Origin of the sequence: Bradyrhizobium sp. Cp5.3 (assembly GCF_000426265.1) — a bacterium.
GTDB classification, from domain to species: Bacteria; Pseudomonadota; Alphaproteobacteria; order Rhizobiales; family Xanthobacteraceae; genus Bradyrhizobium; species Bradyrhizobium neotropicale.
This window is the reverse complement of record NZ_AUFA01000018.1, coordinates 25,124-49,239: the sequence shown is the minus strand read 5'-3', so window position 1 is coordinate 49,239 and position 24,116 is coordinate 25,124. Positions and strand designations below refer to the sequence as shown.

The 24,116-nt window shown below is 64.9% G+C and carries 27 protein-coding genes and 1 tRNA gene; 19 read left to right on the top strand and 9 right to left on the bottom strand.

The window, feature by feature from the left end; genetic code table 11:
- The 5 genes from K289_RS0123340 to K289_RS0123320 all read right to left on the bottom strand — a co-directional run bounded on the left by K289_RS0123340 (position 1) and on the right by K289_RS0123320 (position 4,868).
- Positions 1-930, bottom strand: coding sequence for a glycine/sarcosine/betaine reductase selenoprotein B family protein (locus K289_RS0123340; RefSeq protein WP_027553749.1), 930 nt, complete (start codon positions 928-930; stop codon positions 1-3).
- A gap of 386 nt (positions 931-1,316) precedes the next feature.
- Entirely contained in the window at positions 1,317-1,898 is a 582-nt protein-coding gene (locus tag K289_RS0123335; protein ID WP_027553748.1) for an NUDIX domain-containing protein, read from the bottom strand.
- A 20-nt stretch (positions 1,899-1,918) separates the two neighbouring features.
- Positions 1,919-2,374 (bottom strand): GNAT family acetyltransferase, encoded by a 456-nt coding sequence (locus K289_RS0123330; protein ID WP_027553747.1) that lies wholly within the window; start codon positions 2,372-2,374, stop codon positions 1,919-1,921.
- Complete coding sequence (locus tag K289_RS0123325) at positions 2,371-3,798, bottom strand: FAD-binding oxidoreductase (protein WP_027553746.1); 1,428 nt, start codon at positions 3,796-3,798, stop codon at positions 2,371-2,373. The genes K289_RS0123330 and K289_RS0123325 overlap by 4 nt, the downstream gene beginning before the upstream one ends.
- A gap of 89 nt (positions 3,799-3,887) precedes the next feature.
- On the bottom strand, positions 3,888-4,868 hold the full coding sequence (locus K289_RS0123320) for an L-threonylcarbamoyladenylate synthase (protein WP_084788691.1): 981 nt from the start codon (positions 4,866-4,868) through the stop codon (positions 3,888-3,890).
- Between the two features lie 74 nt (positions 4,869-4,942).
- Between K289_RS0123320 and K289_RS0123315 the strand changes: the two genes are divergently transcribed.
- Positions 4,943-5,019 (top strand) — tRNA-Pro (locus K289_RS0123315).
- A gap of 308 nt (positions 5,020-5,327) precedes the next feature.
- Here K289_RS0123315 and K289_RS0123305 read toward each other — a convergent pair.
- Positions 5,328-5,552 carry a hypothetical protein gene (locus K289_RS0123305; protein ID WP_027553744.1) on the bottom strand — a complete coding sequence of 75 codons (225 nt, stop codon included), beginning with the start codon at positions 5,550-5,552 and terminating at the stop codon, positions 5,328-5,330.
- A gap of 130 nt (positions 5,553-5,682) precedes the next feature.
- On the bottom strand, positions 5,683-6,009 hold the full coding sequence (locus tag K289_RS0123300; RefSeq protein WP_027553743.1) for a hypothetical protein: 327 nt from the start codon (positions 6,007-6,009) through the stop codon (positions 5,683-5,685).
- Positions 6,010-6,134: 125 nt separating this feature from the next.
- On the opposite strand from K289_RS0123300, the gene K289_RS0123290 reads away from it, so the two are divergent.
- The 5 genes from K289_RS0123290 (at position 6,135) to K289_RS0123270 (ending at position 9,636) form a co-directional block, all read left to right on the top strand.
- Positions 6,135-6,740 carry a hypothetical protein gene (locus K289_RS0123290; RefSeq protein WP_156918140.1) on the top strand — a complete coding sequence of 202 codons (606 nt, stop codon included), beginning with the start codon at positions 6,135-6,137 and terminating at the stop codon, positions 6,738-6,740.
- 139 nt (positions 6,741-6,879) lie between these two features.
- Positions 6,880-7,500 carry a TetR/AcrR family transcriptional regulator gene (locus K289_RS0123285; protein WP_035685541.1) on the top strand — a complete coding sequence of 207 codons (621 nt, stop codon included), beginning with the start codon at positions 6,880-6,882 and terminating at the stop codon, positions 7,498-7,500.
- 50 nt (positions 7,501-7,550) lie between these two features.
- Complete coding sequence (locus K289_RS0123280; protein ID WP_027553740.1) at positions 7,551-8,747, top strand: MFS transporter; 1,197 nt, start codon at positions 7,551-7,553, stop codon at positions 8,745-8,747.
- 140 nt (positions 8,748-8,887) lie between these two features.
- Positions 8,888-9,307 carry a hypothetical protein gene (locus tag K289_RS0123275; protein ID WP_027553739.1) on the top strand — a complete coding sequence of 140 codons (420 nt, stop codon included), beginning with the start codon at positions 8,888-8,890 and terminating at the stop codon, positions 9,305-9,307.
- 137 nt (positions 9,308-9,444) lie between these two features.
- The gene (locus tag K289_RS0123270; RefSeq protein WP_027553738.1) at positions 9,445-9,636 is read left to right on the top strand and encodes a hypothetical protein; all 192 of its coding nucleotides are present in this window, start codon (positions 9,445-9,447) and stop codon (positions 9,634-9,636) included.
- A 253-nt stretch (positions 9,637-9,889) separates the two neighbouring features.
- On the opposite strand, the gene K289_RS0123260 is transcribed toward K289_RS0123270, so the two are convergent.
- Positions 9,890-10,867, bottom strand: coding sequence for a LysR family transcriptional regulator (locus K289_RS0123260; RefSeq protein WP_027553737.1), 978 nt, complete (start codon positions 10,865-10,867; stop codon positions 9,890-9,892).
- A gap of 117 nt (positions 10,868-10,984) precedes the next feature.
- Here K289_RS0123260 and K289_RS0123255 point away from each other — a divergent pair, with 117 nt between their 5' ends.
- The 13 genes from K289_RS0123255 to K289_RS0123195 all read left to right on the top strand — a co-directional run bounded on the left by K289_RS0123255 (position 10,985) and on the right by K289_RS0123195 (position 23,749).
- Positions 10,985-12,022: a class 1 fructose-bisphosphatase gene (locus K289_RS0123255; RefSeq protein WP_027553736.1), complete on the top strand. Its 1,038-nt coding sequence runs from the start codon at positions 10,985-10,987 to the stop codon at positions 12,020-12,022.
- Between the two features lie 12 nt (positions 12,023-12,034).
- A complete protein-coding gene (locus K289_RS0123250) occupies positions 12,035-12,910 on the top strand; it encodes a phosphoribulokinase (RefSeq protein ID WP_027553735.1) in 876 nt (291 codons plus the stop codon).
- A 28-nt stretch (positions 12,911-12,938) separates the two neighbouring features.
- Positions 12,939-14,969: a transketolase gene (tkt, locus tag K289_RS0123245; protein ID WP_027553734.1), complete on the top strand. Its 2,031-nt coding sequence runs from the start codon at positions 12,939-12,941 to the stop codon at positions 14,967-14,969.
- A complete protein-coding gene (gene gap, locus K289_RS0123240; RefSeq protein WP_027553733.1) occupies positions 14,966-15,973 on the top strand; it encodes a type I glyceraldehyde-3-phosphate dehydrogenase in 1,008 nt (335 codons plus the stop codon). The genes tkt and gap overlap by 4 nt, the downstream gene beginning before the upstream one ends.
- 30 nt (positions 15,974-16,003) lie before the next feature.
- Positions 16,004-17,089, top strand: a complete 1,086-nt coding sequence (gene fba, locus K289_RS0123235) for a class II fructose-bisphosphate aldolase (RefSeq protein WP_027553732.1) — start codon at positions 16,004-16,006, stop codon at positions 17,087-17,089.
- A gap of 39 nt (positions 17,090-17,128) precedes the next feature.
- Complete coding sequence (locus K289_RS0123230; RefSeq protein WP_027553731.1) at positions 17,129-18,589, top strand: form I ribulose bisphosphate carboxylase large subunit; 1,461 nt, start codon at positions 17,129-17,131, stop codon at positions 18,587-18,589.
- Between the two features lie 11 nt (positions 18,590-18,600).
- Positions 18,601-19,008 (top strand): ribulose bisphosphate carboxylase small subunit, encoded by a 408-nt coding sequence (locus tag K289_RS0123225; RefSeq protein WP_027553730.1) that lies wholly within the window; start codon positions 18,601-18,603, stop codon positions 19,006-19,008.
- A gap of 99 nt (positions 19,009-19,107) precedes the next feature.
- Positions 19,108-20,037, top strand: coding sequence for a CbbX protein (gene cbbX / locus K289_RS0123220; RefSeq protein WP_027553729.1), 930 nt, complete (start codon positions 19,108-19,110; stop codon positions 20,035-20,037).
- A complete protein-coding gene (rpe, locus tag K289_RS0123215) occupies positions 20,034-20,768 on the top strand; it encodes a ribulose-phosphate 3-epimerase (protein WP_027553728.1) in 735 nt (244 codons plus the stop codon). The genes cbbX and rpe overlap by 4 nt, the downstream gene beginning before the upstream one ends.
- An 8-nt stretch (positions 20,769-20,776) precedes the next feature.
- Positions 20,777-20,932, top strand: a complete 156-nt coding sequence (locus tag K289_RS50645) for a hypothetical protein (RefSeq protein WP_156918138.1) — start codon at positions 20,777-20,779, stop codon at positions 20,930-20,932.
- A 171-nt stretch (positions 20,933-21,103) separates the two neighbouring features.
- Positions 21,104-21,316 carry a hypothetical protein gene (locus tag K289_RS48870; RefSeq protein WP_084788693.1) on the top strand — a complete coding sequence of 71 codons (213 nt, stop codon included), beginning with the start codon at positions 21,104-21,106 and terminating at the stop codon, positions 21,314-21,316.
- A 267-nt stretch (positions 21,317-21,583) separates the two neighbouring features.
- Positions 21,584-23,125 (top strand): Do family serine endopeptidase, encoded by a 1,542-nt coding sequence (locus K289_RS0123200; RefSeq protein WP_027553727.1) that lies wholly within the window; start codon positions 21,584-21,586, stop codon positions 23,123-23,125.
- Positions 23,126-23,371: 246 nt separating this feature from the next.
- Positions 23,372-23,749: a hypothetical protein gene (locus tag K289_RS0123195; protein WP_027553726.1), complete on the top strand. Its 378-nt coding sequence runs from the start codon at positions 23,372-23,374 to the stop codon at positions 23,747-23,749.
- A gap of 76 nt (positions 23,750-23,825) precedes the next feature.
- Here K289_RS0123195 and K289_RS44925 read toward each other — a convergent pair whose 3' ends face one another.
- Positions 23,826-24,074, bottom strand: coding sequence for a DUF6496 domain-containing protein (locus K289_RS44925; protein ID WP_035685537.1), 249 nt, complete (start codon positions 24,072-24,074; stop codon positions 23,826-23,828).
- Positions 24,075-24,116: the final 42 nt, after the last annotated feature.

Here is a 24,116-nt window from a genome sequence, read left to right as displayed (position 1 = left end):
TCAGGCGGCGCGGTTGCCGCGCGCGATCTCCTTCTGCTTGTCGAATTCGGCGCGGCGCCGCGCGAGCTCTTCAGGGCTGAGCTGCGCGACGTTGTTGTAATCGAGCTTCCAGGAGGCGTCCTCGCTCCAGCGCAGCGGCGACTGCATCGTCGTCTGGGATCCGCTCGCCGTCTCCAGCAGCCTGAGCGCCAGCTCGAGCGTGTGCGCCTGCGAGGCGACGTCATGCGGCTTGCCGGCGGAATTGCCGAGCGGGAAGTCGCTGAACAAGAAGCGCGGCACGGCGGCGTGCTCGATGATGTCCTTGGCGCAGCCCATGATCACGGTCGGGATGCCGTTCCGCTCCAGATGCCGCGCCACCAGCGCCGTGGTCTGGTGGCAGACCGGGCAGTTCGGCACCAGGATTGCGACATCGACCTCGTCGGCGAGGCAGCGTGCCAGGATCTCCGGCGCGTCGGTGTCGAGGGTGACGCGATGGCTGCGGTTGGTCGGTGCGCCGAAGAAACGCGGGGCGACTTCGCCGATGCGCCCGGCGGCGGACGCCTTCAATAGCTGCGGCAGCGGAAACCAGGTGCCGCTGTCGGTGGCCGAAGTGTGCTTGCGGTCGTAGCCGATGTGCGAGATGCGTAAGTCGTGCTGCTTGGCGGTGTCGCCGTCATAGACCTGGTAGAACTTCGCGCTGCCGTTATAGGCGGCGCCCGGTCCCTGATCGCCCTTGGTCGGATCGAAAGGAGCGGCCGTCGTGATGACCGTGACGCGCGACCGCGAAAGCTGCTTCTTCAGCGGCTGGAACGGCGCCTCGACATGATGTGCCCAGCGATACGGCGTGGTGTACCCGATCGCCGCGTAATAATCGCGCGTGCGCTGCATATAGGGGACGGGAGAGTCGTAGTCGGGCGCAAAGCCGAATTCGTCGTCGCGCGGAGCGGACATGGAGCGCGTCTCCTCTGGTTCTTGTTGGCGCCAGACTAGAGATAGTCGGCGAATTGCTCAACGGGGGGTGAGGAAGCGCAGGTCTGGATTGCAATTAGCGAAGAAAACTGCATCAGCGGTGTCACTTACCCTCCACCTCCAGGTAGGGCAATCGCATATGAGAGAGAGTTTGGCAGGCAGGCTCCTTGCGGCCCATCCTTCGAGACGCCCGCTTTTGGCGGGCTGCTCAGGATGAGGTCTTGTTTTGTGGCAAAATCTTAGACCCTCATGGTGAGGAACGCCGCCTTACGGCGCGTCTCGAACCATGAAGGCCGAGCGCGTTCCCGCCGCAAGAGCATATGCGATGGCCCTGCCCTGGAGGGGGAGGGGAGGAGGCAGCTCGCAAGCTACCTGAAGATATGCAGTGCCGCGTGTTGCAGCAGCATGATCGTCTTCGCGTCCACGAGCCGCCCGTCAGGGATCATCGCGAGCGCGTCGTCGATCGAAAGCTCCAGCACCTCGATATCCTCGCCCTCATGGACCAGGCCACCGCCGTCGCTGACCCGCATCTCCGGCTCATACTCGGCGATGAAGAAATGCATCTTCTCCGTCACCGCGCCGGGGCTCATGAAAGCCTCGAAAATCTTCTGCACGTGATGGAGGCGATATCCGGTTTCCTCTTCGGTCTCGGCGCGGATGCGCTCTTCCGGAGAGGCATCGTCCAGCACGCCGGCGGCCGCTTCGATCAGCAGATCGTCGTAACCGCGGATATACGCTGGCAGTCGGAACTGGCGCACCAGGATCACCGTGCGCCCTGCGCGATTGTAGGGCAGCACGACTGCGGCGTTGTCGCGTTCATAGGTTTCCCGGTGCTGCGTCTGCCACTCGCCATTGGCGCGCCGGTATTCGAACGTGGTGCTTTTCAGGACAGTCCAATTGTCCGAGAGCACGCGGACGTCCTTGATGCGGACGCGGTCGGAAAGGGTCATCACTGTCTTCCAGATACAAGCTAAGGTGTCGGATCGCGGCCGTCGAGCCACTTTTGGAACATCACCGAGGTGGATTCCTCGAAGCCGAGCGACTGGTAGAATGCATTGGCCTGCGCGTTCTCGCGACGGACCAGGAGCTGGAGCTTCGCGATGCCGGCTTGGCGCAACCAGTCCTCCACCGCGGCCATGATGACGCGGCCGTAGCCGCGCTTACGGCAATCGGGATCGACGGCGACGTAATAGACCCAGCCCCGATGGCCGTCATGGCCGACCATGGCGGTCGCAACGATTGCACCGCCATCACGGCCGATCAGGATCGTCGAGTTGTCGCGGCGCCGCGCCAGCGCGATGTCGGAATGCGGATCATTCCAGGGCCGCGTCAGGCCGCAGCGCTGCCACAGCGCAACGACGGTTTCGACATCGGTATCGTCGATCGGGGCGATTGCGAGCGGAGCAGGGGAGAGAGAGGCGTTCACAGCACTTTACCGGGGTTCATAATTCCAAGGGGGTCGAGCATCGCCTTGACCGCGCGCATCAGCTCGATCGCGGTCTTGTCCTTCACGTCGGGCAGCTCGTCGCGCTTGAGCACGCCGATGCCGTGCTCGGCCGAGATCGAGCCGCCCATGCGCAGCACGATCTCGAACACCACGGCGTTCATCTCGTGCCAGCGCGCGAGGAAATCCGCGCTGTCGGCGCCGACGGGCTGGCTGACATTGTAATGCAGATTGCCATCACCGAGATGACCGAACGGCACCGGTCGCGCGCCGGGGATCAGCTTGACCACCGCGGCGTCGGCCTCGGCGATGAAGGCGGGCACGGCGGCGACCGGCACGGATATGTCGTGCTTGATCGAGCCGCCCTCCGGCTTCTGCGCCGCCGACATCTCGTCGCGCAGCTTCCAGAAACCGGCGCGCTGGGTGAGATTGGCCGCGATCACGGCGTCGTCGACGATCTCCTCTTCCATGGCGCGGCCGAGGATCGATTCCAGTGGCGTGCGGGCGTCCTCGCCCGGCGAGGACAATTCCATCAGCACGTACCAGGGATGTTTCTCTTGAAGCGGATCGCGCACGTCGATGCCGTGGCGGATCGAGAAATCGACCGCCATCTCCGAGAGCAGCTCGAAGCTCGTCAGTGCGTTGGCAGCCTCGCCCTGCGCGATCGTCAGGAGTTTTAGCGCCGCGTCCGGCGACTTCAGCCCGACGAACGCCGTCTCGACCGCCCGCGGCCTCGGGAAAAGCTTCAGGGTCGCCGCCGTGATGATGCCGAGCGTGCCTTCGGCGCCGATGAAGAGGTTGTGCAAATTGTAGCCGGTATTGTCCTTCTTCAGCTTCGACAGCACATTGAGCACGCGCCCGTCGGCCAGCACCACCTCGAGCCCCAGCGCCATCTCGCGTGCGACGCCATAGGCCAGCGCCGCCGTGCCACCGGCATTGGTCGAGAGATTGCCGCCGATGGTGCAGCTTCCTTCCGCGCCCAGCGACAGCGGAAACAGCCGGTCGACCTCGGCCGCCTTCTGCTGCGCGATCTGCAGCACCACGCCGGCCTCGCAGGTCATGGTGTTGGAGGCGGTGTCGACCTCGCGGATCTTGTCCAGCCGGCGCAGCGACACCACCACCTCGCCATTGTGCGGGGTCTGTCCGCCGACGAGGCCGGTGTTGCCCCCCTGCGGCACCAGCGCGATTCTGTGCTCGGAGGCGAGCTTGCAGATCGCGGAAATTTCCGCGGTCGAGCCCGGACGCAACACCAGCGGCGAGCGGCCGTGGAACAAATTGCGCTCCTCGGTGACGTAGGCCTCGATATCCGCGGCATCGGTGATCGCGTGCCGGTCGCCGACGATCTTGCGGAATTTTTCGATCAGCTCGGGCGCAAGCGGAGATGGGGCTGATTTATTGATGTTCATATCGTCTTCTTTCATTCCGCTTCTTATCTTCTTGCGCATAGCCGTTACACACTTTGCGCTAACGCGGCGCTCTGGAGCCGGATCATGCGCTAGCGCGCCACGGCCGCGCGGCGCAGCCGGTCGTTGATGGCTTCGCCCAAGCCTTCCTCGGGAATTGCCATCACCGCGATCGCCCGCGGACCCTTGGCATCGAGAGTCCGAAGATAGCCGAACAGATTGGCGGCGGCTTCATCGAGATCACCGGCGCACGACAGATTCATGACCGCCGCCGCGGCCTCGAGGCCAGGCAGGCGCGCGGGGCCGAACGCCAGCAGCGCTTCGCCTGGGGACACGTCGCGCGCATTCAGCCGCACGCAGGCGCGCGGGGCGTAGTGCGAAGCCAGCATGCCCGGCGCAAGCGGCTGCGAATCGTCGCTCTCGTCGGCGGGCGGCCGCGCCAGCGGCACGCCCAGCACGGCCTCGATCCGCTCGCGCGAAAGCCCGCCGGGGCGCAGCAGCACCGGCGCCTCGAAGCAACCGATAATCGTCGATTCGACGCCGACCTCGACCGGCCCGCCATCGACGATCAAATCGATGCGCCCCGAAAGGTCGCTTTCGACATGGGCGGCCAGCGTCGGCGAGACATGGCCGGAGATGTTTGCAGACGGTGCCACCACGGCTCCGCCAAAGGCGCGCAGGATCGCCTGCGCGACCGGGTGGGCCGGAATGCGGATCGCGACCGTATCGAGGCCTGCGGTGGCCAGCTCAGCCACCGGGCAGCCTTCGGTCTTCGGCACCACCAGCGTCAGCGGCCCCGGCCAGAACGCCTCCGCAAGCTTCAAGGCGCGGGCATCGAACCGGCCGATCCGCCGCGCGGCGGCAAGGTCGGCGACATGCGCGATCAGCGGATTGAAGGCCGGCCGTCCCTTGGCGGCGTAGAGATGGGCAATCGCGGTCGCATTGGCGGCGTCCGCCCCGAGCCCATAGACCGTCTCGGTCGGGAATGCGACCAGCCCTCCGGCCGCAAGCGTCCGGGCCGCAGCCTCCGAGGCCGCCTGGCCTGCCGGCAGAATCAGCGTTTCCAGATCCATTTTCACTGAGACAAAATTCCTCAAACCCGCCGCTTGCGGTGCGTCAAACCCGACGCTATAAGCCGCCTTCTTGTCGGAGTGTGGCTCAGCCCGGTAGAGCACTGCGTTCGGGACGCAGGGGTCGCAGGTTCGAATCCTGCCACTCCGACCATTCTTCCAAAAGTTACCGTTTTCCAGAGGCTTGGCGGATCGGCCGCCGCGCCTTGTGGGCCTTCTTGCACGGATTTTGCGGACGGGTCCACGCCGGATTTGAGCGGGCAGAGGGGCCTGCCGACGCGGCATGGCTACCGTCTGCTGGGCTATCCCACCGGCCACGGTGCGAATGAGACGATACGCTTGGCCTTGATGCGGCCGTGCACCCAATAGCTCGAATCGAAGCTCAACCTCGCGCCATCGCGGTGGATATCGATAGCACAATCGAATGTGCCGTTAACGCAACTCCCGGCTGCCGACCCTTATCTACTTCCGCAGCAACTCGCTCAGCGCTGCCGTCGCCTCGGCGCAGCGGATGTCGTCGATCTCACGCGATAGGCTGAGCGCGCTCGACTTCAGCTCCTCGATCTTCCAGCTCTCCGGGTGCTGGCTCTCGAGTTCATTGAGACGCTTGTTCAGATCATCCAATCTGGATTGGAGCTGCCCAACGTTGGTGGCCCCATTCACTTTCCAGATTCTTTGCGCACGCATCGAGATTCCCCGCATTTCGCACGGCGTTGTGAGCGGGGTTCGTGGCTGCAATGGGAGTTTCTTTTGTTCGGCGTTTGATTGTCGGGAACCGTTGCAGTTCAGCAACGACCATGTTCCGCGTCGGAACCCGCTACCGTCGCGCCACCAGCACGCCCAGCAGGAACGCCACCAGCAATGAGGGCAGCGGCGCTTCGCGCACCATGCCGCGAACGATGTCGGGCCAGTGCTGGTCGGGGACGATGCTCGGCGACCTGATCTCGGTTGCTGACTCGATGCCCCAGTCCGAAGCAAGTTCGGCGATCTCCCTTCCGGCCAATTGCGAGCCGTCGCGGACGCGGAAGATGGCGGCCTCGGAGCGGTCGCGCGGCGCGAGCGCCATCAGCGTCGCGATGGCGGTGCGCAGCGTCATCTCGCCGTAACCTTGCAGCCTCACCGACTCCTCGGGGTCGGGTGTCATGCGAACGTCTTCCTCATAATGCGAAATGGCTGGCGATGGTGAACACCGCCGTCGCGCAAAGGACCAGCATGGAAACCGCGCCGGCCACGCCGCGCGCGAGATCGGCTCGCGTCAGGTGTCTGGTCATGATTCCGCTCCTTGGCTCTCAGGGAGAATGGCGGCGGTGGAGGTTGGTTCCTCGCCAAGGCCGTTATCCGCTCACGGTTGTGCGGGACGAGGTCGACACTCATCCGGAACCATTTGCTGTTCTTTCCCGTTGCCGTGCCGACCTCGATAGCGAGGTGATCGAGGGACCCATGCCGCTCATCCGCTATTTCATCTTCACGGGCGGCGTTCTGCTGGCGCTGCTGTTTCTAGTCGACCGCTACATGGGCAGTCCCGAAAACGTTGCCGTCCAGGTCGGGCAGGATCCGGTCGTGCGGATTCATTCCGCACAAAGATGGCCCGAGAAGATCGTCTTCGACACCAGCGCGCCGCGAGTGCCGCCACCTGACGTCGCGGTGGCTGCAGCGCCTTCTGCACCTGCGCCGGATACGCAGGGCGGCACGCGTCAGGCGTTCGCGATGGCTGAGCAATCAGCCGGCGAGCCGAAGCGCGCCGCGCCGCCGACGCCGAACAAGCATGTCGCACAACAGCATCGCCGGCATCCGGCGCCGCGCACAATGCCGCGCGACCAGCCGATGCTCTATGGGCAGTTCTATGGTCCGCGCCTGTCAGCGGGCTGGTGGTGATTGGCGCCCTCGCGCGCGGCGCTGACCGATTAAACGCAGGTCAATAGAGGCCGGATCACATCCTCAGATATCGAGGATGTTTTTCGCGTTCACAACAGCGTGTCTTTATTCGGGAACAATCGTTCCCTATTATCCCGCAATGCAAAAAAAACCCCTCCGATCGCAACCCGTTCTCCGTGCGCCCGGTCGTCCCCGGGAGTTCGACATGGATACCGCCCTCGACCGGGCGGTGCGGGTGTTTCGCGAGCGGGGCTACCATGCCACCTCGATCGGCGACCTCACCGCGGCGATGCGACTGGCCACCGGCAGCGTCTACAAGGCTTTCCGGGACAAACGTGCCGTGTTTCTCGCCGCCTTCGAGCGCTACACGGCGCGGCGGCAGGAGCAGACTCGAAGCGCCGCGGCCGAGGGCAACAACGGCCGGGAGCGGGTGCGCAACGTGCTTCGCTCCTATGTCGAGTACTCCCGGGGCAGCGAAGGGCGGCGCGGCTGCCTCGTCGTCGGCAGCGCGATCGAGTTGTCCGCGCTCGATTCCGAGATCGGAGCGCGTGTCATCGCACAGCTCAGGAGCAACGAGAATTTCATCGCCAGCCTCATTCGCGAGGGCCAGGCCGACGGCTCGATTCCCGACTCCGTCGCGGCCGACGACACCGCGCGGCTGATGATCTGCATCACCCAGGGCCTGCGCGTCGTCGGCAAGGCGCGGCTGCCGCTCGAGGCCGACCGCCTCGTCGCGGTCGCGATGAAGCTGCTGGCCTGAACCTTTGTCAAATTGGGGAATGATCATTCCCGATTTCTGGAGACTTGTGAATGACGATGAATGCCACGATCGACACTGCGCCGGAGACGCGCGCGGTGTCGCAGCGACTGACCTTCCTGCTGGCTGCGGCCTGCGGCATGGTCGCCGCCAACATCTACTATGCCCAGCCGCTGATCGGCCCGATCAGCGCCGCGCTCGGCCTGTCGCACGCCGCGGCGGGGCTGATCGTGACCATGACGCAGATCGGCTACGGCATCGGGCTGCTGCTGATCGTCCCGCTCGGCGATCTCGTCGAGAACCGCAAGCTGATCTGCTCCGTCATCATGCTCGGCGCCGCGGCGCTGCTCGCGGCCGCGTTCGCGACGCAGGCGCTGCCGTTCCTGACCGCCGCGCTCTTCATTGGTCTCGGCTCGGTCGCGGTGCAGATCATCATTCCCTACGCCGCACATCTCGCGCCGGAAGCCATTCGCGGCCGCGTCGTCGGCAACGTCTCGACCGGCTTGATGCTCGGCGTCATGCTGGCACGGCCCGCCTCCAGCTTCGTCACCGCGGCGCTGTCGTGGCATGCCGTCTTCTTCGGCTCGACGGCGCTGATGATCGCGCTCGCGACCGTGCTCTGGATGACGTTGCCGGAGCGCAGGCCCGTGGCGCGCATGCATTACGGCGCACTGCTGATGTCGATGCCGCATCTGGTGCGGACCACGCCGCTGCTCCGGCGTCGTGCGCTCTACCAGGCCTGCCTGTTCGCCGCCTTCAGCCTGTTCTGGACCGTGACGCCGCTCTTGCTCGCGAGCTCCGAATTCGGCTTCTCCCAGCGCGGCATCGCGCTGTTCGCGCTTGCCGGCGCCTCTGGTGTCGCCGCCGCGCCGATTGCCGGACGGCTCGCCGATCGCGGCCATAGCCGCATCGCGACCCTGATCTCGATGTTGCTGGTCGCGCTGGCCTTCCTGGTGGCGCATATCGACGTGGCCGGGTCAGGTCTAAACCTTGCCTGCCTGGTCGTCGCCGCCGTCGCTCTCGATTTCGGCGTCCAGGGCAATGTGGTGTTGGGTTTCCGCGCCATCTTCGCGCTCGGGCCGGAGCATCGCAGCCGGCTCAACGGCCTCTATATGGCGACCTTCTTCACGGCCGGCGCCGCCGGGTCCGCCCTCGGCGCCTGGGCCTTCGTCCAAGGGGGCTGGATGCTGGCTTCGTGGATCGGCCTTGCCTTGCCTGTCGCTGCCCTGATCTATGCCGCCACGGAGTAGCGCCCGGCGAGCCCGATTGTGCGCTGCGGTCGGCTTTACCACGCCTTCGGCCAGGCCATTTCCGCCTCGCGAATTTGGCGCGGCTGTAGTACTTTGGTCGCAACATGACCTGGTTGAAAGCAGGCGGCAGGGGGAGGCTTATGAGGCGTGCGGGACTGTTCGGCGTACCGCGGGTACGGCCATGGTCGTGGCAGGCATTTCTGCTCGGCTTTGCGACTGTGGCGGTGTCGGCCACGCTTCAGGGCATCTGCGTCGCGCTTGGTGCGCAGCTCTGGTTCGCGGCGTTCCTGCCCAGCATCTTCGTCGTCGGGATCGTGGCCGGTGCGCCGGCAGCTGCGGTCGCCGCTCTGCTCACCATTCCGCTGGTATGGTGGGCATTCATGCCGCCGTTCTTCGAGTTCAGCCCGTTGACCACCGTCTATGCGGATTCCATCAAGCTGTTCTTCCTGCTCGCCGTGCTCCTGATCGGCCTTGCCGATCTCTGCCGCGAGACGATGGCAATCGTCAGCCGCGGAGGAATGAGGCCGACAGGCGAGGGCGCGGCAACGAATCCGCAATAATTGGGCTTCGCGCCGAGGGCGCGTTGCCTCGGCGCAACGGTCCGGCAACCATCCGCGCGCTTCTCGTGCGCCGCTAACTTTTCGCAAAACGTTTGGCCGCAGTTTCTCCCCCGGGAATGACGAGGGAGTTTTCGGACATGAACGGCCAGGCCATTTTGGAGAACGTGCGCCGCTACCGCGGAATCGCATCGCTGTATCGGCAGACCGCCGCATTCCGGCCGCGCCAGAGCTGGTCGCTGCTGGAGCAGGCCACGGAGTGGGAAGCGCGCGCGATCGCGGAGCTGGAAGCCTATTTCGCCGCCCGCACGGACCTCGCGCTCGCTGCGTGAGTGTTAACCACTAGGCCGAACGTCAGCGACAAGACCGCCGACGTTCGCCGCGAAACGTGCGCCGGCAGCACCCGTGGTCTCTACGGAGTTACCCCGGCATACGGGTGTGATAGCAACGCCTCCGTCAGATTGCCTTGACGTCGGCAGGGGGCACGCGATGACCACCTTCAACCGCATCTTCACGACAGAGCGTCTGCTCCAGATCATCGTGATTCTGGCAGCGACGGTCGCCATGAAGCTGATGAGCTGAAGACTATCGCCGGCCGAATTCCGGCACATCGGGCAGATAGTTCGATCCCTCCGAGCCCAGAAAATCGAACATCGCCTGCGCCGGCGGCAGCAGCACCTTGTCGCTGCGGCGGATCACGTACCACTGCCGGACGATGGGAAGTCCGGCGACATCGAGTACGATGAGCCGGCCCTCCGTGAGCTCATGGGCGACCGTGTGCGCTGAGATGAAGGCGATGCCGAGTCCGGCGATCACCGCCTGCTTGATGGTCTCGTTGCTGCTCATCTCCATGCCGATGATCGGCTCGAGATCCGACTTCTGGAACATGCCCTCCATCAGCGTCCGCGTGCCCGATCCCGGCTCACGGGTGAGGAAGGTCTCGTGCACGAGATCGGTCAGGCTGAGGCCGGCATCCTTCTCCAGCCAGTGCCCCTTGCGCGCGACGATGATGTGCGGATTGCGCCCGAGCTGACGCACGTCGACGCTGACGTCGGCCGGTGGCCTACCCATCACCGCGAAATCGAGATCGTAGCCGTGCATGGCCTCGCGGATGTCCTCACGGTTGCCGATGGTCAGCTTGATCTCGATCTTCGGATACCGCTTCGAGAACGCCGCGATCGCATGCGGCACGAAATACTTCGCGGTCGAGACCGCGCCGAGATGCACCGTGCCCCCGGTTCGCCCCGCGAGGAGGTCGAGCGCGCCCTGACAGTCCGCGATCGCGGCTTCGACGCGCTCGGCCAGCGCGAGCACTTCCTTGCCCGCTTCCGTCAGCAGCATGCCGTCGCCGGTCCGCTGCACCAGCGGCAAGCCGGCGAGGTCCTGAAGCTGCCGGAGCTGCTGCGTCACCGCCGGCTGGGTCAGCCCGAGATGGCTGGACGCCGCCGTGACGCTGCCCTTGGCCGAGAGTGCCGCGAGCGAGCGCAGCTGCCGGATCGTCAGATGCCGGAGCTGGGTCGCCGCATGGCCCGGACCATTATAAGAAAATTCTTTGAGGCTCATTATGAATAGAAATTTTCCTTATTAGGCCGGCCCTGTCAATCTCATCGTGCTGGGACGGACCGCACCGGCCTCTACGGGGAGGAAATGGAGGCGGCGCCAGCAAGGGGATGAGCGCAGATGACCGGGCAAATCAGGCTGGACGACCACCTTCAACGGTATTCGGAGACCGCGCCGCACGCGTTGGCGGTGGCGGCGGCAGTCGATGCCATCGCGGCAGGCTCACTCGAGATCGCCGATCTCACCAGCACCGGGCAGCTCGCCGATGCCTCCGGCCTGACGACGGGCCGCAACAGCGACGGCGATCTCCAGCGCGATCTCGATGTCCAAGCCGATGCGATCCTGCGCCGCTGCCTCGGCAAGCTGCCGATCGCGGCCCTCGCATCCGAAGAGATGCGCGAGCCGCAGATCGTCGATCGCGAGGGCAGGATCTGCGTCGCGATGGACCCGCTCGATGGCTCGTCCAACATCGACATCAACATGACGGTCGGCACGATCTTCTCGATCCTGCCGGCGCCGGATGATCTCGCGCTCGCCTTTCATCAGCGCGGCTCGGCGCAGCTTGCGGCGGGGTTCATCACCTACGGCCCGCAGACCTCGCTGGTGCTGACGCTCGGCGACGGCGTCGACATCTTCACCCATGACCGCAAGTCCGGTTGCTTCCGCCTTGCGCGCGGCAACGTGCAGATCCCCGAGTCCTGCGAGGAGTTCGCGATCAACGGCTCCAACCGCAGGCACTGGGATCCGCCGGTGCGCGCCTTCATCGACGAATGCCTCGCCGGTGTCGAGGGGCTCGCCAATCACGACTTCAACATGCGATGGATCGGCTCGCTGGTCGCTGAGGCCTACCGCATCCTCACCCGTGGCGGCGTCTTCCTCTATCCGTCCGATGCACGGCCCGGCTATGGCGACGGCCGCCTGCGCCTCACTTACGAAGCGCATCCAATGGCCTTCATCGTCGAGCAGGCCGGCGGCTCCGCCTCCACGGGGCGCGAACGCATCCTCGACCTTGCCGCGCGCGATCTGCATCAGCGCGTGCCCTTGATCATGGGCTCGAGCAACGAGGTACGCCGCGTCGAGGAACTTCATTGCGATCCGCTGCTGGTCGCGAGCGTTTCCGCCCCGCTGTTCGCGCGGCGCGGCTTCTTCCGGCTCTGAGCGAGGTGACGCATGTCCAGGAAGCATCCGATCATCTCCATCACCGGCTCCTCCGGAGCCGGCACCACCTCGGTCAAGAAGACCTTCGAGCAGATCTTCTTCCGTGAGCGCGTCAACGCCGTCTACATCGAAGGCGACGCCTTCCATCGCTACGACCGCGCCGAGATGCGCACGCAGATGGCGAAGGAGGCCGAGCGCGGCAACAAGCACTTCAGCCATTTCAGCCCCGAGACCAATTTGTTCGAGGAGCTGGAGCGGGCATTCCGCGACTATGGCGAGAGCGGCACCGCGGTGACGCGGCACTATGTCCACGACGCCGAGGAATCCGCGTTGCATGGTACAGCGCCCGGCACCTTCACCGAGTGGAAGCGGCTGCCCGAGAATTCGGACCTGTTGTTCTACGAAGGCCTGCACGGCGCGGTCGTCACCGACAAGGTCAATGTCGCGCGCTATGCCGATCTGAAGATCGGCGTCGTCCCCGTCATCAATCTCGAATGGATCCAGAAGCTGCATCGCGATCGCAGCGCGCGAGGCTATTCCACAGAGGCCGTCACCGACACCATCCTGCGGCGGATGCCGGATTACATCCACTACATCTGCCCGCAATTCACCGAGACCGACATCAACTTCCAGCGCGTGCCGACGGTGGACACTTCCAATCCGTTCATCGCGCGCTGGATCCCGACGCCGGACGAATCGATGGTCGTGATCCGCTTCAAGAATCCGCGCGGCATCGACTTCCCCTACCTGCTCTCGATGCTGCCGCACAGCTGGATGTCGCGTGCCAACTCGATCGTCTGCCCGGGCGCAAAACTCGATCTAGCGATGCAGCTCATCCTGACGCCGCTGATCATGCAGCTCATCGAGCGCAAGCGAAGCCTGAAGTGATGCGCAACAACAACATCGGGAGCGTTTGATGAACATCTCGGTTCATGCCGAAGCCGACCTCACTGCGGTCACGCATAGCGATCTCGCCAATGCCGTCCGCTTTCTCGCGGTCGACGCCATCGAAACCTCGCAGTCCGGCCATCCCGGTCTGCCCATGGGCATGGCGGACGTCGCAACCGTGCTGTTCTCGCGTTTCCTCAGATTCGACTCTGCGCATCCCAATTGGCCGGATCGCGACCGCTTCGTTCTGTCGGCGGGTCACGGCTCGATGCTGCTCTATGCATTGCTGCATCTCACCGGCGGCGATGTCAGCCTCGATGACATCAAGGCGTTCCGGCAGTGGGGCTCGAAGACTCCGGGCCATCCCGAATATGGTCACACGCCGGGCGTCGAGACCACGACGGGACCGCTGGGGCAGGGGATCGCGACCGCCGTCGGAATGGCGCTTGCCGAACGCATGGCCAATGCGCGGCATGGCGACGGCCTCGTCGATCACTTCACTTACGTGATCGCCGGCGACGGCTGCCTGATGGAGGGCATCAGCCAGGAGGCGATCTCGCTCGCCGGGCATCTCCAGCTTGGCCGCCTGATCGTGCTGTTCGACGACAACGGCATCTCCATCGACGGTCCGACCTCGCTTGCGACCTCGGATGACCAACTCGCCCGCTTCGCTGCCTCGGGTTGGTCGGTGCGGCGTGTCGACGGGCACGATCCCGAGGCGATCGCGCAGGCGATCGCCGAAGAGCGCGAGACTGCACAGCCGTCGCTGATCGCCTGCCGCACCATCATCGGCTACGGCGCGCCGGACCGGCAGGGCACCGAGAAGGCGCATGGCGCTCCGCTCGGCACCGAACAGACGGCAGCAGCGCGCCGGACGCTCGGCTGGGACTATCAGCCCTTCGTGGTTCCGATCCCCGTTGCGAAGGCGTGGCGGATGATCGGACAGCGCGGACAGGTCGCACGCCTCGCCTGGCTCGATCGTTATGAATGCGCGACGCCCGAGCAGCGCGAATTGTTCATCGAGGGCAAGGCGGTTGCCCTGCCGAGCGCCTATGCCCAGGCGTCGGCGAAACTGCGCGAGCGCTTTGCCACCGAGCGTCCGAAGATCGCGACGCGGCAGGCCTCGCAACAGGTGCTCGACGGCATTGCCGCGACGATTCCCGGCCTTGTCGGCGGCTCGGCGGATCTGACGCATTCGAACCTGACGCACGCCAAAGGCCAGGCTCTGGTCAAGCGCGGCGCGTTCGCTGGCGACTACATCCACTTCGGCATTCGCGAGCATGGCATGGCGGCGGCGATGAACGGGCTTGCGCTGCATGGCGGCTTCATCCCCTATGGCGGCACGTTCCTCGCCTTCTCCGACTACAGCCGGCCGGCCATTCGCCTTGCCGCCTTGATGCGGCTGCGCGTCATCCATGTGATGACCCATGACTCCATCGGGCTCGGCGAGGACGGCCCGACGCATCAGCCGGTCGAGCATCTTGCGGCGCTGCGCGTCATTCCGAACCTGTTGGTGTTCCGCCCGGCCGACGCGGTCGAGACGCTGGAAGCCTGGGACTGCGCGCTCGAGGCGGAAAATCGCCCCTCAGTGCTGTGCCTGTCGCGGCAGGCATTGCCGACCTTCCGTAGCGATGCGCGCGGCAGGAACCGCGTCGCGCGCGGCGCCTATCTCGTCGTCGCGCCGGATGGCGGGCGCGACGTCACGCTGATCGCGACCGGGTCGGAAGTATCGATCGCGCTCGAGGCGGCGCGCCTGCTGGCGACCGAGCATATCCGTGCCGCTGTGGTCTCGGCGCCCTGCTTCGCGCTGTTCGAGGAGCAGCCGGAGGATTACCGCGCCACTGTCCTCGGCACCGCGCCGCGCATCGGCATCGAAGCAGCGGTGCAGGGCGATTGGGCGCGGTGGCTTGGTGCCGACGGCGAGTTCATCGGCATGCGTAGCTTCGGCGCCTCGGCGCCGGCGCCGGTGCTGTACCGCGAATTCGGCATCACCCCGCAGAGCATTGCAGAGGCGGCCAGGCGCTCGGTCGCGCGTCGGAACGAGGGAAAAGAAGCATGAGCTTGCGTGTCGCCATCAACGGATTTGGCCGGATCGGCCGCAACGTGCTGCGCGCGATCGCCGAGTCCCGCCGCAACGACATCGAGGTGGTCGCGATCAACGACCTCGGTCCGGTGGAGACCAACGCGCATCTGTTGCGGTTCGACTCCGTCCACGGCCGCTTCCCGGGCGAGGTCAGGGTCGACGGCGATACGATCGATATCGGCGGCGGTCCGATCAAGGTGACGGCGATCAAGGATCCCGCGCAACTGCCGCATCGCGCACTTGGCGTCGATATCGTGCTGGAATGCACCGGCTTGTTCACCTCGCGCGAGAAGGCCGCCGCACACCTTCAGGCGGGCGCGAAGCGCGTGCTGGTCTCGGCGCCGGCGAGCGAGGTCGACCTCACCGTCGTGTTCGGCGTCAACCATCTCAAGCTGACCGGCGATCACATCGTGGTCTCCAATGCCTCGTGCTCGACCAATTGCCTCGCGCCGCTCGCACAGGTGCTGGACGAGGCGGTCGGCATCGAGAAAGGCTTCATGACCACGATCCACTCCTACACTGGCGATCAGCCGACGCTCGATACGTTCCACAAGGATCTCTACCGCGCCCGCGCCGCCGCACTGTCGATGATTCCGACCTCGACCGGCGCGGCCAAGGCCGTGGGCCTGGTGCTGCCCGAGCTGAAGGGCAAGCTCGACGGCGTGGCGATCCGCGTGCCGACGCCGAATGTATCGGTGGTCGATTTCAAGTTCGTCGCCAGGCGCGCAACGAGCGCGAAGGAGATCAACGACGCGGTCCAGGCGGCAGCCAATGGACGGCTGAAGGACATCCTCGGCGCCACCGACGCGCCCAATGTCTCCACCGACTTCAACCACGATCCGCGCTCCAGCATCGTCCATCTCGACCAGACCAAGGTCATGGACGGCAATCTGGTGCGGGTGATGAGCTGGTACGACAACGAATGGGGCTTTTCCAACCGGATGGCGGACACCGCCGCTGCGATGGGCCGGCTGATCTGAGCTGACGGAAGACGAGAACGGAGAACTGCCTTGGCACGCATTACCCTTCGACAACTGCTCGACCACGCAGCGCACCACGGCTACGCGGTGCCGGCGTTCAACATCAACAACATGGAGCAGGGCATCGCGATCATGCAGGCGGCGGCCGAGGTCGACGCGCCCGTGATCATGCAGGCCTCGCGCGGCGCGCGCAGCTATGCCGGCGATCTCATGCTCTCGCACATGATCGATGCGCTGGAGCGGACCTATCCGGACATTCCGCTCTGCATGCACCAGGACCACGGCAATGACGAGGCGACCTGCGCCAGCGCCATCGCCCACGGCTTCACCTCGGTGATGATGGACGGCTCGCTGAAGGCCGACGCCAAGACGGCGGCAGATTACGACTACAACGTCGCGATCACCGGCCGCGTCGTCGATCTCGCCCATTGGGTCGGTGCGTCGGTCGAAGGCGAGCTCGGCGTGCTCGGCTCGCTCGAGCACGGCGGCGGCGAGCAGGAGGACGGTCACGGCGTCGAAGGCAAGGTCAGCCACGACCAGTTGCTGACCGATCCCGACCAGGCGGTCGATTTCGTCCGCGCGACGAAAGTCGACGCGCTGGCGATCGCGATGGGCACCTCGCACGGCGCCTACAAGTTCAGCCGCAAGCCGGACGGCGACATCCTGGCGATGCGGGTGGTCGAGGAGATCCATCGGCGGCTCCCGAACACGCATCTTGTTATGCATGGCTCGTCCTCGGTGCCGCAGCCGCTCCAGGACATGTTCAACCAGTTCGGCGGCGAGATGCCGCAGACCTGGGGCGTGCCTGTCGAGGAGATCGTCCGCGGCATCAAGAGCGGCGTCCGCAAGGTCAATATCGATACCGACTGCCGGCTGGCCATGACGGCGGTGTTCCGCAAGGTCGCCGCTCAAACGCGCTCCGAGTTCGATCCGCGCAAATTCCTCAAGCCCGCGATGGACGCGATGCGCGAGTTGTGCCGCGAGCGGTTCGAGCAGTTCGGCACTGCAGGCCACGCGAGCAAGATCAAGGTGATCCCGATGAGCGAGATGGCGCGGCGGTACCGCGCCGGCGAATTGGATCCACGCATCGACGCCCGCGAGCCCGTCGCGGCCTGACCAATCAGAAAGAGCAGAGAGAAGAAACAGGAGAGAGACATGAACGCACATGCAGGCACGGTCCGCGGCAAAGAGCGCTATCGCTCGGGCGTCATGGAATACAAGCGCATGGGCTATTGGGAGCCCGACTACACGCCGAAGGACACCGACGTCATCGCGCTGTTCCGCGTGACGCCGCAGGAGGGGGTCGATCCGATCGAGGCTTCGGCGGCGGTCGCCGGCGAATCCTCGACCGCGACCTGGACGGTGGTGTGGACCGACCGCCTGACGGCGGCCGAGAAGTATCGCGCCAAATGCTATCGCGTCGATCCGGTGCCGGGCTCGCCGGGCTCCTACTTCGCCTACATCGCCTACGACCTCGATCTGTTCGAGCCGGGCTCGATCGCCAATCTCTCGGCGTCGATCATCGGCAACGTCTTCGGCTTCAAGCCGCTGAAGGCGCTTCGGCTCGAGGACATGCGCTTCCCTGTCGCCTATGTGAAGACGTTCCAGGGGCCTGCGACCGGCATCGTGGTCGAGCGCGAGCGGCTCGACAAGTTCGGCCGGCCGCTGCTGGGCGCGACCGTCAAGCCCAAGCTCGGGCTCTCCGGCCGCAATTACGGCCGCGTCGTCTACGAGGCGCTGACGGGTGGTCTCGATTTCACCAAGGACGACGAGAACATCAACTCGCAGCCCTTCATGCACTGGCGTGACCGCTTCCTCTACTGCATGGAGGCGGTGAACCGCGCGCAGGCGGCCTCCGGCGAAGTGAAGGGGACTTACCTCAACATCACCGCGGGGACGATGGAAGACATGTATGAGCGCGCGGAGTTCGCCAAGGAGCTCGGCTCGGTCATCGTCATGATCGATCTCGTGATCGGCTACACCGCGATCCAGTCCATGGCCAAGTGGGCGCGGCGCAACGACATGATCCTGCATCTGCATCGCGCCGGTCACTCGACCTATACGCGGCAGAAGAGCCACGGCGTGTCGTTCCGCGTCATCGCCAAATGGATGCGGCTCGCCGGCGTCGACCACATCCATGCCGGCACCGTGGTCGGCAAGCTCGAGGGCGACCCCAACACCACGCGCGGCTACTACGACGTCTGCCGCGAGGACTTCAATCCGACAAAGCTCGAACACGGCCTGTTCTTCGACCAGTCCTGGGCGAGCCTGAACAAGATGATGCCGGTCGCCTCCGGCGGCATCCATGCCGGCCAGATGCATCAGCTGCTCGATCTCCTCGGCGAGGACGTCGTGCTGCAATTCGGCGGCGGCACCATCGGCCATCCCATGGGCATTGCGGCCGGCGCGACCGCCAACCGCGTGGCGCTGGAGGCGATGATCCTCGCGCGCAACGAGGGCCGCGACTACGTCCATGAAGGTCCGGAGATCCTGGCCAAGGCGGCTCAAACATGCACGCCGCTGAAGGCCGCGCTCGATGTCTGGAAGGACGTCACCTTCAACTATCAATCCACCGACACGCCGGACTTCGTGCCGACGGCGCTGGAAACTGCTTGAGGAGAATAGACATGAAGCTGACTCAGGGCTGTTTTTCGTACCTGCCCGATCTGACCGACGACCAGATCTACAAGCAGGTGCAGTACTGCCTCACCAATGGCTGGGCGGTAAACATCGAGTTCACCGACGATCCGCATCCCCGCAACACCTATTGGGAGATGTGGGGACTGCCGATGTTCGATTTGCAGGACGCCGCCGGCGTGATGATGGAGCTCGCCGAATGCCGCAGGGTGTACGGCGACCGCTACATCCGCATCAGCGGCTTCGATTCCAGCCATGGCTGGGAATCGGTGCGGATCTCGTTCCTGGTGAACCGGCCGAAGCAGGAGGCCGAGTTCGAGCTGGTGCGGCAAGAGGTGAACGGCCGTGCGATCCGCTACACGACCGTGCGCAAGGCCACGCAGCACGCCGCGCCGTAAGCCTTTTCGTTTCCGCGCGGAGCGCTCCCTGCTCCGTTTCCTTGGCGGACCACTGCTTCGCCGCTCCCCCGCGGCGAAGCCCTTTTCTTCGAGATGCCGATGCTTGATGTACCGAACCCGACCACCACGGAGACCGCCTTCGACCTGCGCAAGGAGGCCGAAGCGGCCGGGATCACCTCCACGCTGCAGCAGCTCGAGCAGGAGCTGATCGGCCTGAAGCCGGTCAAGAACCGGGTGCGCCAGATCGCCTCGCTCCTGCTCGTCGAGCGCATGCGGCAGCGGGCAGGACTGGCCTCCGCGCCGCCGACCCTGCACATGTCGTTCACCGGCAATCCCGGCACCGGCAAGACCACGGTCGCGTTGCGCATGGCAAAGATCCTGCACGGTCTCGGCTTCGTGCGGCGCGGGCAGGTGATCTCGGTGACGCGTGACGATCTCGTCGGCCAGTATATCGGCCACACTGCGCCGAAGACGAAGGAGATCCTGAAGAAGGCGATGGGCGGCGTGCTGTTCATCGACGAGGCCTATTATCTGCACCGACCCGACAATGAGCGCGACTATGGCCAGGAGGCCATCGAGATCCTGCTCCAGGTGATGGAGAACCAGCGCGAGGACCTCGTCGTGATCCTTGCCGGCTATGGCGAGCGGATGACGAGCTTCTTTGCCTCCAATCCCGGCTTTCGCTCGCGCATCGCCCATCACATCGAATTCCCGGACTATTCTGAAGCGGAGCTGCTCTTCATCGCGGAGTTGATGTTGCAGGAGCGCGGCTATCGCCTGTCGAGCCCTGCGCGTGATGCGCTCGAGAGGTACATCGCGTTGCGCCGGACGCAGCCGTTCTTCTCGAATGCGCGTTCGATCCGCAACGCCGTCGACCGCATCCGGCTACGCCAGGCCGACCGCCTGGTGTCTGATCTCGACCGTATGCTCGACATCGCCGATCTCGAAACCATCGACGCCGTCGACGTGCTTGCGAGCCGTGTGTTCAACGGCGGCGCCGCAGCCGACGCGAGGAGTGCAAAGCCATGACCAGGGACATCGTGATTGCGCCGTCAATCCTGGCCGCCAATTTCGCAAAGCTCGGCGAAGAGATCGCCGCAATCGACGCGGCCGGTGCCGACTGGATCCATTGCGACGTAATGGACGGGCATTTCGTGCCCAACATCAGCTTCGGCGCTGACATCATCAAGGCGATCCGGCCCATCACCCGGAAGACATTCGACGTCCATCTCATGATTGCGCCGGTGGATCCCTATATCGAGGCCTTCGCCAAGGCCGGCGCCGACATCATCACGGTCCATGCCGAGGCCGGTCCGCATCTTGATCGCTCATTGCAGGCGATCGGCGCGCTCGGCAAGAAGGCCGGTGTCAGCCTGTGCCCCGCGACGCCGGAAACTGCAATCGAACATGTGCTCGATCGCGTCGATCTCATCCTGGTGATGACGGTCAATCCCGGCTTCGGCGGGCAATCGTTCCTCGATTCCCAGATCGGGAAGATCAGGCGAATTCGCAGCATGATCGGCGGTCGGCCGATCCGGCTCGAGGTGGATGGCGGCATCACGCGCGATAACGCGGCGGCCGTTGCCGCTGCGGGCGCCGATACGCTGGTTGCGGGATCGGCGGTGTTTCGCGGCAACGACAGCGCCGACTATGCCCGCAACATCGGGGCTATTCGCCTCGCCGCGGAAGCCGGCCGGGTTCCCAACCTGCAACAAAATTCGGCGCCTCCGGCGCGTGCCGTCGAGACGGCACTCCGGTAGACTAACGGGTGGTTCATGCGGCGAATACGCCGTGGCGCCGCCGCGCGTTCCTCGCGGGCGAAGCCTGCGAGGAGATGCAGGGCTATCTCATCGGCCGGCCGGAACTCATCGAGCGTGATCTCGATTTGATCGGCGTCAATGTCGGGCGTCGTCTCTACGTGTAGCCTGCGAGCAGTCGGTTCCCACGGGCTCAGGAACCACTCGCGTTTCCTAGAAATTAACCCAAGTTAGGCGAGCGGGATGGCAAGTTGGCCCGCAGAAAATCTTTTGCATAACCGCCATCGGCCTGACGCAAATCAAGGCAATAAGCCGAGTTGAACGCGAGGGAGGGTCTCATGGAGAACGTACGTCGCTACCGGGCACTTGCATCCCTCTGTCGTCAACAGGCGGCCTATCGACCGCTCCAGACCTGGGAGCTCCTTGGTCAGGCCGAGCATTTCGAACATCTCGCTGAAATCGAGCTGAAAGCTCATTTCGACGCGTGCAACGCGAAAGCCGCAGACGAGGCTCCGGCCGCTCCGAAATGGGAAACTCCGGCTGCGGCCTGATGAAGTCGGACACTGCTTTCGTCAAAACGACGTCACTCCCCGGGACTGTCATGGTCTCCGGCGCGGCGTAGGTATTGCGCTGCTCCGCTCGCAGGTGTTTGCTGACCACCGCTCACACTGAGCCGATCTCGAACCGAGTCGCGCAATTTCGGCCGCGGCCCCGGCCGCACATTCTTTGCCAAGATTTAATCGCGTGGACGGGACGTCGTAAGGTTGCGGCGCCCATGTTGGATGCAAGGCGACACCTTCCAACATGGACATTTCGACATGAACGATCCCGTCAATTCCGGCACTAAACCCCATACCATTCTCCGGCCACGCCGGCTCGCGCTGCTTGGCACCGTGGGCGCGCTCGGCCTCGCCGTGCTGGCGACGGCTCCGGGCACGTCTCCCTTCCAGGCTTCTCTCATTGCCCCGGCGCAGGCCGCTGAAACGACCGCGACGCCGCCCGGCTTCGCCGATCTCGTGTCCAAGGTGAAACCCGCCGTGATCTCGGTGCGGGTGAAGATTGACCAGGACAGCGACAAGAGTGCGATGCTGCAGCAGAATCGGATGGATTCCGACGAGGATTCGCCGTTCGAGCAGTTCTCGCGGCAGTTCGGCTTCCGCTCTCCCAATGACATGCCCAATGGCATGAACGGTATGCCCCGCCAGCGCCACCAGATGGTTACGGGCGAGGGCTCCGGCTTCTTCATTTCGGCTGACGGTTACGCGGTGACCAACAACCACGTCGTCGACCATGCCCAATCCGTGCAAGTGACGACGGATGACGGCACGATCTACACCGCGAAGGTGGTCGGCACCGATCCGAAGACCGACCTGGCGCTGATCAAGGTTGAAGGCAAGAAGGACTTTGCGTTCGTCAAATTCTCCGACCAGAAGCCGCGGATCGGCGACTGGGTGGTCGCGGTCGGCAATCCCTTCGGCCTCGGTGGCACCGTGACCGCCGGCATCGTCTCGGCCAGCGGCCGCGACATCGGCAACGGTCCCTATGACGACTACATTCAGATCGACGCGCCGATCAACAAGGGCAATTCCGGCGGTCCGGCGTTCGACATGAACGGCAACGTGATCGGCGTGAACACCGCGATCTTCTCGCCCTCCGGCGGCTCGGTCGGCATCGGTTTCGACATTCCGGCGGCGACAGCAAAGCTCGTTGTTGCCCAGCTGAAGGACAAGGGCTCGGTCACCCGTGGCTGGCTCGGCGTGCAGGTCCAGCCGGTAAACGCTGATATCGCCGACAGCCTCGGCCTGAAGGAGGCGAGGGGTGCGATCGTCGACAATCCGCAGGACGGCAGCCCCGCGGCGAAGGCGGGCATCGAGGCGGGCGACGTCATCACCGCCGTCAACGGCACTGCGGTCAAGGACTCCCGCGACCTCGCCCGCACTATCGGCACGATGGCGCCGGGCAGCTCGGTGAAGCTCGACGTCTGGCACAAGGGTGAGAGCAAGACGGTGACTGTCGCGCTCGGCGAGCTGCCGAATGAGCGGCAGGCCAAGGCCACCGAGGGCAAGGTGCAGCCGGACGCCGGCACGCCGCGCCTCGGTCTCAGCCTGGCGCCGGCCGGCGACGTGCAGGGTGCGGGCCAGAAGGGCGTCGTCGTCACCGAGGTCGACCCGCAGGGTCCGGCTGCGCAGCGCGGTATCCAGACCGGCGACGTCATTCTCAATGTCGGCGGCAAGGCGGTCACCAATGCTGGCGACGTCCGCTCGGAGCTGATGCAGGCGAAATCGTCCGGCAAGCGCAGCGTGCTGCTGCAGGTGAAGAGCGCCGACGCCACTCGGTTCGTCGCCGTGCCGCTCGCCTGAGCCCGGACGCCTTCGATCGCAAATCAAAAAGGCGGCCAGCGGGCCGCCTTTTTCACGCTCCGCTGCGACATACACTAAGGAGGCCGATAACATTCTCGTTAACGGCAGCAATAGTGACGGGTTTGTCTGAAAAAGCCGCGTTCACGCGGCAGTCTTGTGGGAGTTGCGTCCCGGCGGCAATGGCGCTGCCGCGACGGTTGCAAGAGTGGAACTTCAACCACCCGGCCGGTGGCCGGGAGTTCGCATTTGATCGGTGCCGACATGGATCGATTGAAGCTCTCGCGGAGAAGCGCGCTGCTCGTGGTGCCGTTCGTGCTCTACAGCCGAAGCGCCCTGGGGCGTGACGACGGCCGCTACTCCAATTCTCCGCTCAAGCCGTGGTTCGACAGCTTGCGCAGCCATCTCGGTCCCTGTTGCTCGGATGCTGATGGCGTCGCCGTCGCCGATCCCGACTGGGAATCGCACAATGGACACTATCGGGTGCGGCTCGATGGGCAATGGGTCGAGGTGCCGGACGAGGCGGTGATCACCGAACCAAACCTTGCCGGCCGCACCATGGTGTGGCCGGTCAAGACTGCCTTCGGTATCTCGATTCGCTGCTTCATGCCGGGCAGCATGATCTGAGAACACGATCTGAGTGATTGTCGATCTTCGGCAAGGCGCGCCCCGCCTGCGCGCCTTGCCGAATCTCGTCGTAGCGTTAGCGCTTCTTCTTCGATGACTTTCGCTTCTTCGACGCCTTCTTCGTGGCCTTCTTCTTCGGTACCTTCTTGCCCTTCTTGCGTGCCTTCGACAGTCCGATCGCGATTGCCTGCTTGCGGCTCTTCACGCGTCCGCCACGACCGCCGCGGCCGCTCTTCGCGGTGCCCTTCTTGTAGCGCCGCATCTCGCTTTCGACGTCTTTGCCGGAGCTGCGCGAATAGCGCCGTTTCTTTGCTTTCCGTGCCATGCATGTTCTCCGTCGGCCGATGGAGAACCGTTCGCGACAGGC

Coding starts and splice junctions, on each gene's coding strand:
- cbbX (WP_027553729.1), top strand. CDS start 19,108: ATGCTTGATGTACCGAACCCGACCACCACGGAGACCGCCTTCGACCTG.
- K289_RS0123325 (WP_027553746.1), bottom strand. CDS start 3,798: ATGAACATCAATAAATCAGCCCCATCTCCGCTTGCGCCCGAGCTGATC.
- K289_RS0123340 (WP_027553749.1), bottom strand. CDS start 930: ATGTCCGCTCCGCGCGACGACGAATTCGGCTTTGCGCCCGACTACGAC.
- K289_RS0123285 (WP_035685541.1), top strand. CDS start 6,880: ATGCAAAAAAAACCCCTCCGATCGCAACCCGTTCTCCGTGCGCCCGGT.
- K289_RS0123300 (WP_027553743.1), bottom strand. CDS start 6,009: ATGACACCCGACCCCGAGGAGTCGGTGAGGCTGCAAGGTTACGGCGAG.
- K289_RS0123305 (WP_027553744.1), bottom strand. CDS start 5,552: ATGCGTGCGCAAAGAATCTGGAAAGTGAATGGGGCCACCAACGTTGGG.
- tkt (WP_027553734.1), top strand. CDS start 12,939: ATGAACATCTCGGTTCATGCCGAAGCCGACCTCACTGCGGTCACGCAT.
- K289_RS0123270 (WP_027553738.1), top strand. CDS start 9,445: ATGAACGGCCAGGCCATTTTGGAGAACGTGCGCCGCTACCGCGGAATC.
- K289_RS0123255 (WP_027553736.1), top strand. CDS start 10,985: ATGACCGGGCAAATCAGGCTGGACGACCACCTTCAACGGTATTCGGAG.
- gap (WP_027553733.1), top strand. CDS start 14,966: ATGAGCTTGCGTGTCGCCATCAACGGATTTGGCCGGATCGGCCGCAAC.
- K289_RS0123280 (WP_027553740.1), top strand. CDS start 7,551: ATGACGATGAATGCCACGATCGACACTGCGCCGGAGACGCGCGCGGTG.
- K289_RS0123260 (WP_027553737.1), bottom strand. CDS start 10,867: ATGAGCCTCAAAGAATTTTCTTATAATGGTCCGGGCCATGCGGCGACC.
- rpe (WP_027553728.1), top strand. CDS start 20,034: ATGACCAGGGACATCGTGATTGCGCCGTCAATCCTGGCCGCCAATTTC.
- K289_RS48870 (WP_084788693.1), top strand. CDS start 21,104: ATGGAGAACGTACGTCGCTACCGGGCACTTGCATCCCTCTGTCGTCAA.
- K289_RS44925 (WP_035685537.1), bottom strand. CDS start 24,074: ATGGCACGGAAAGCAAAGAAACGGCGCTATTCGCGCAGCTCCGGCAAA.
- K289_RS0123200 (WP_027553727.1), top strand. CDS start 21,584: ATGAACGATCCCGTCAATTCCGGCACTAAACCCCATACCATTCTCCGG.
- K289_RS0123250 (WP_027553735.1), top strand. CDS start 12,035: ATGTCCAGGAAGCATCCGATCATCTCCATCACCGGCTCCTCCGGAGCC.
- K289_RS0123225 (WP_027553730.1), top strand. CDS start 18,601: ATGAAGCTGACTCAGGGCTGTTTTTCGTACCTGCCCGATCTGACCGAC.
- K289_RS0123275 (WP_027553739.1), top strand. CDS start 8,888: ATGAGGCGTGCGGGACTGTTCGGCGTACCGCGGGTACGGCCATGGTCG.
- K289_RS0123230 (WP_027553731.1), top strand. CDS start 17,129: ATGAACGCACATGCAGGCACGGTCCGCGGCAAAGAGCGCTATCGCTCG.
- K289_RS0123290 (WP_156918140.1), top strand. CDS start 6,135: ATGATTCCGCTCCTTGGCTCTCAGGGAGAATGGCGGCGGTGGAGGTTG.
- K289_RS0123335 (WP_027553748.1), bottom strand. CDS start 1,898: ATGACCCTTTCCGACCGCGTCCGCATCAAGGACGTCCGCGTGCTCTCG.
- K289_RS0123320 (WP_084788691.1), bottom strand. CDS start 4,868: ATGGATCTGGAAACGCTGATTCTGCCGGCAGGCCAGGCGGCCTCGGAG.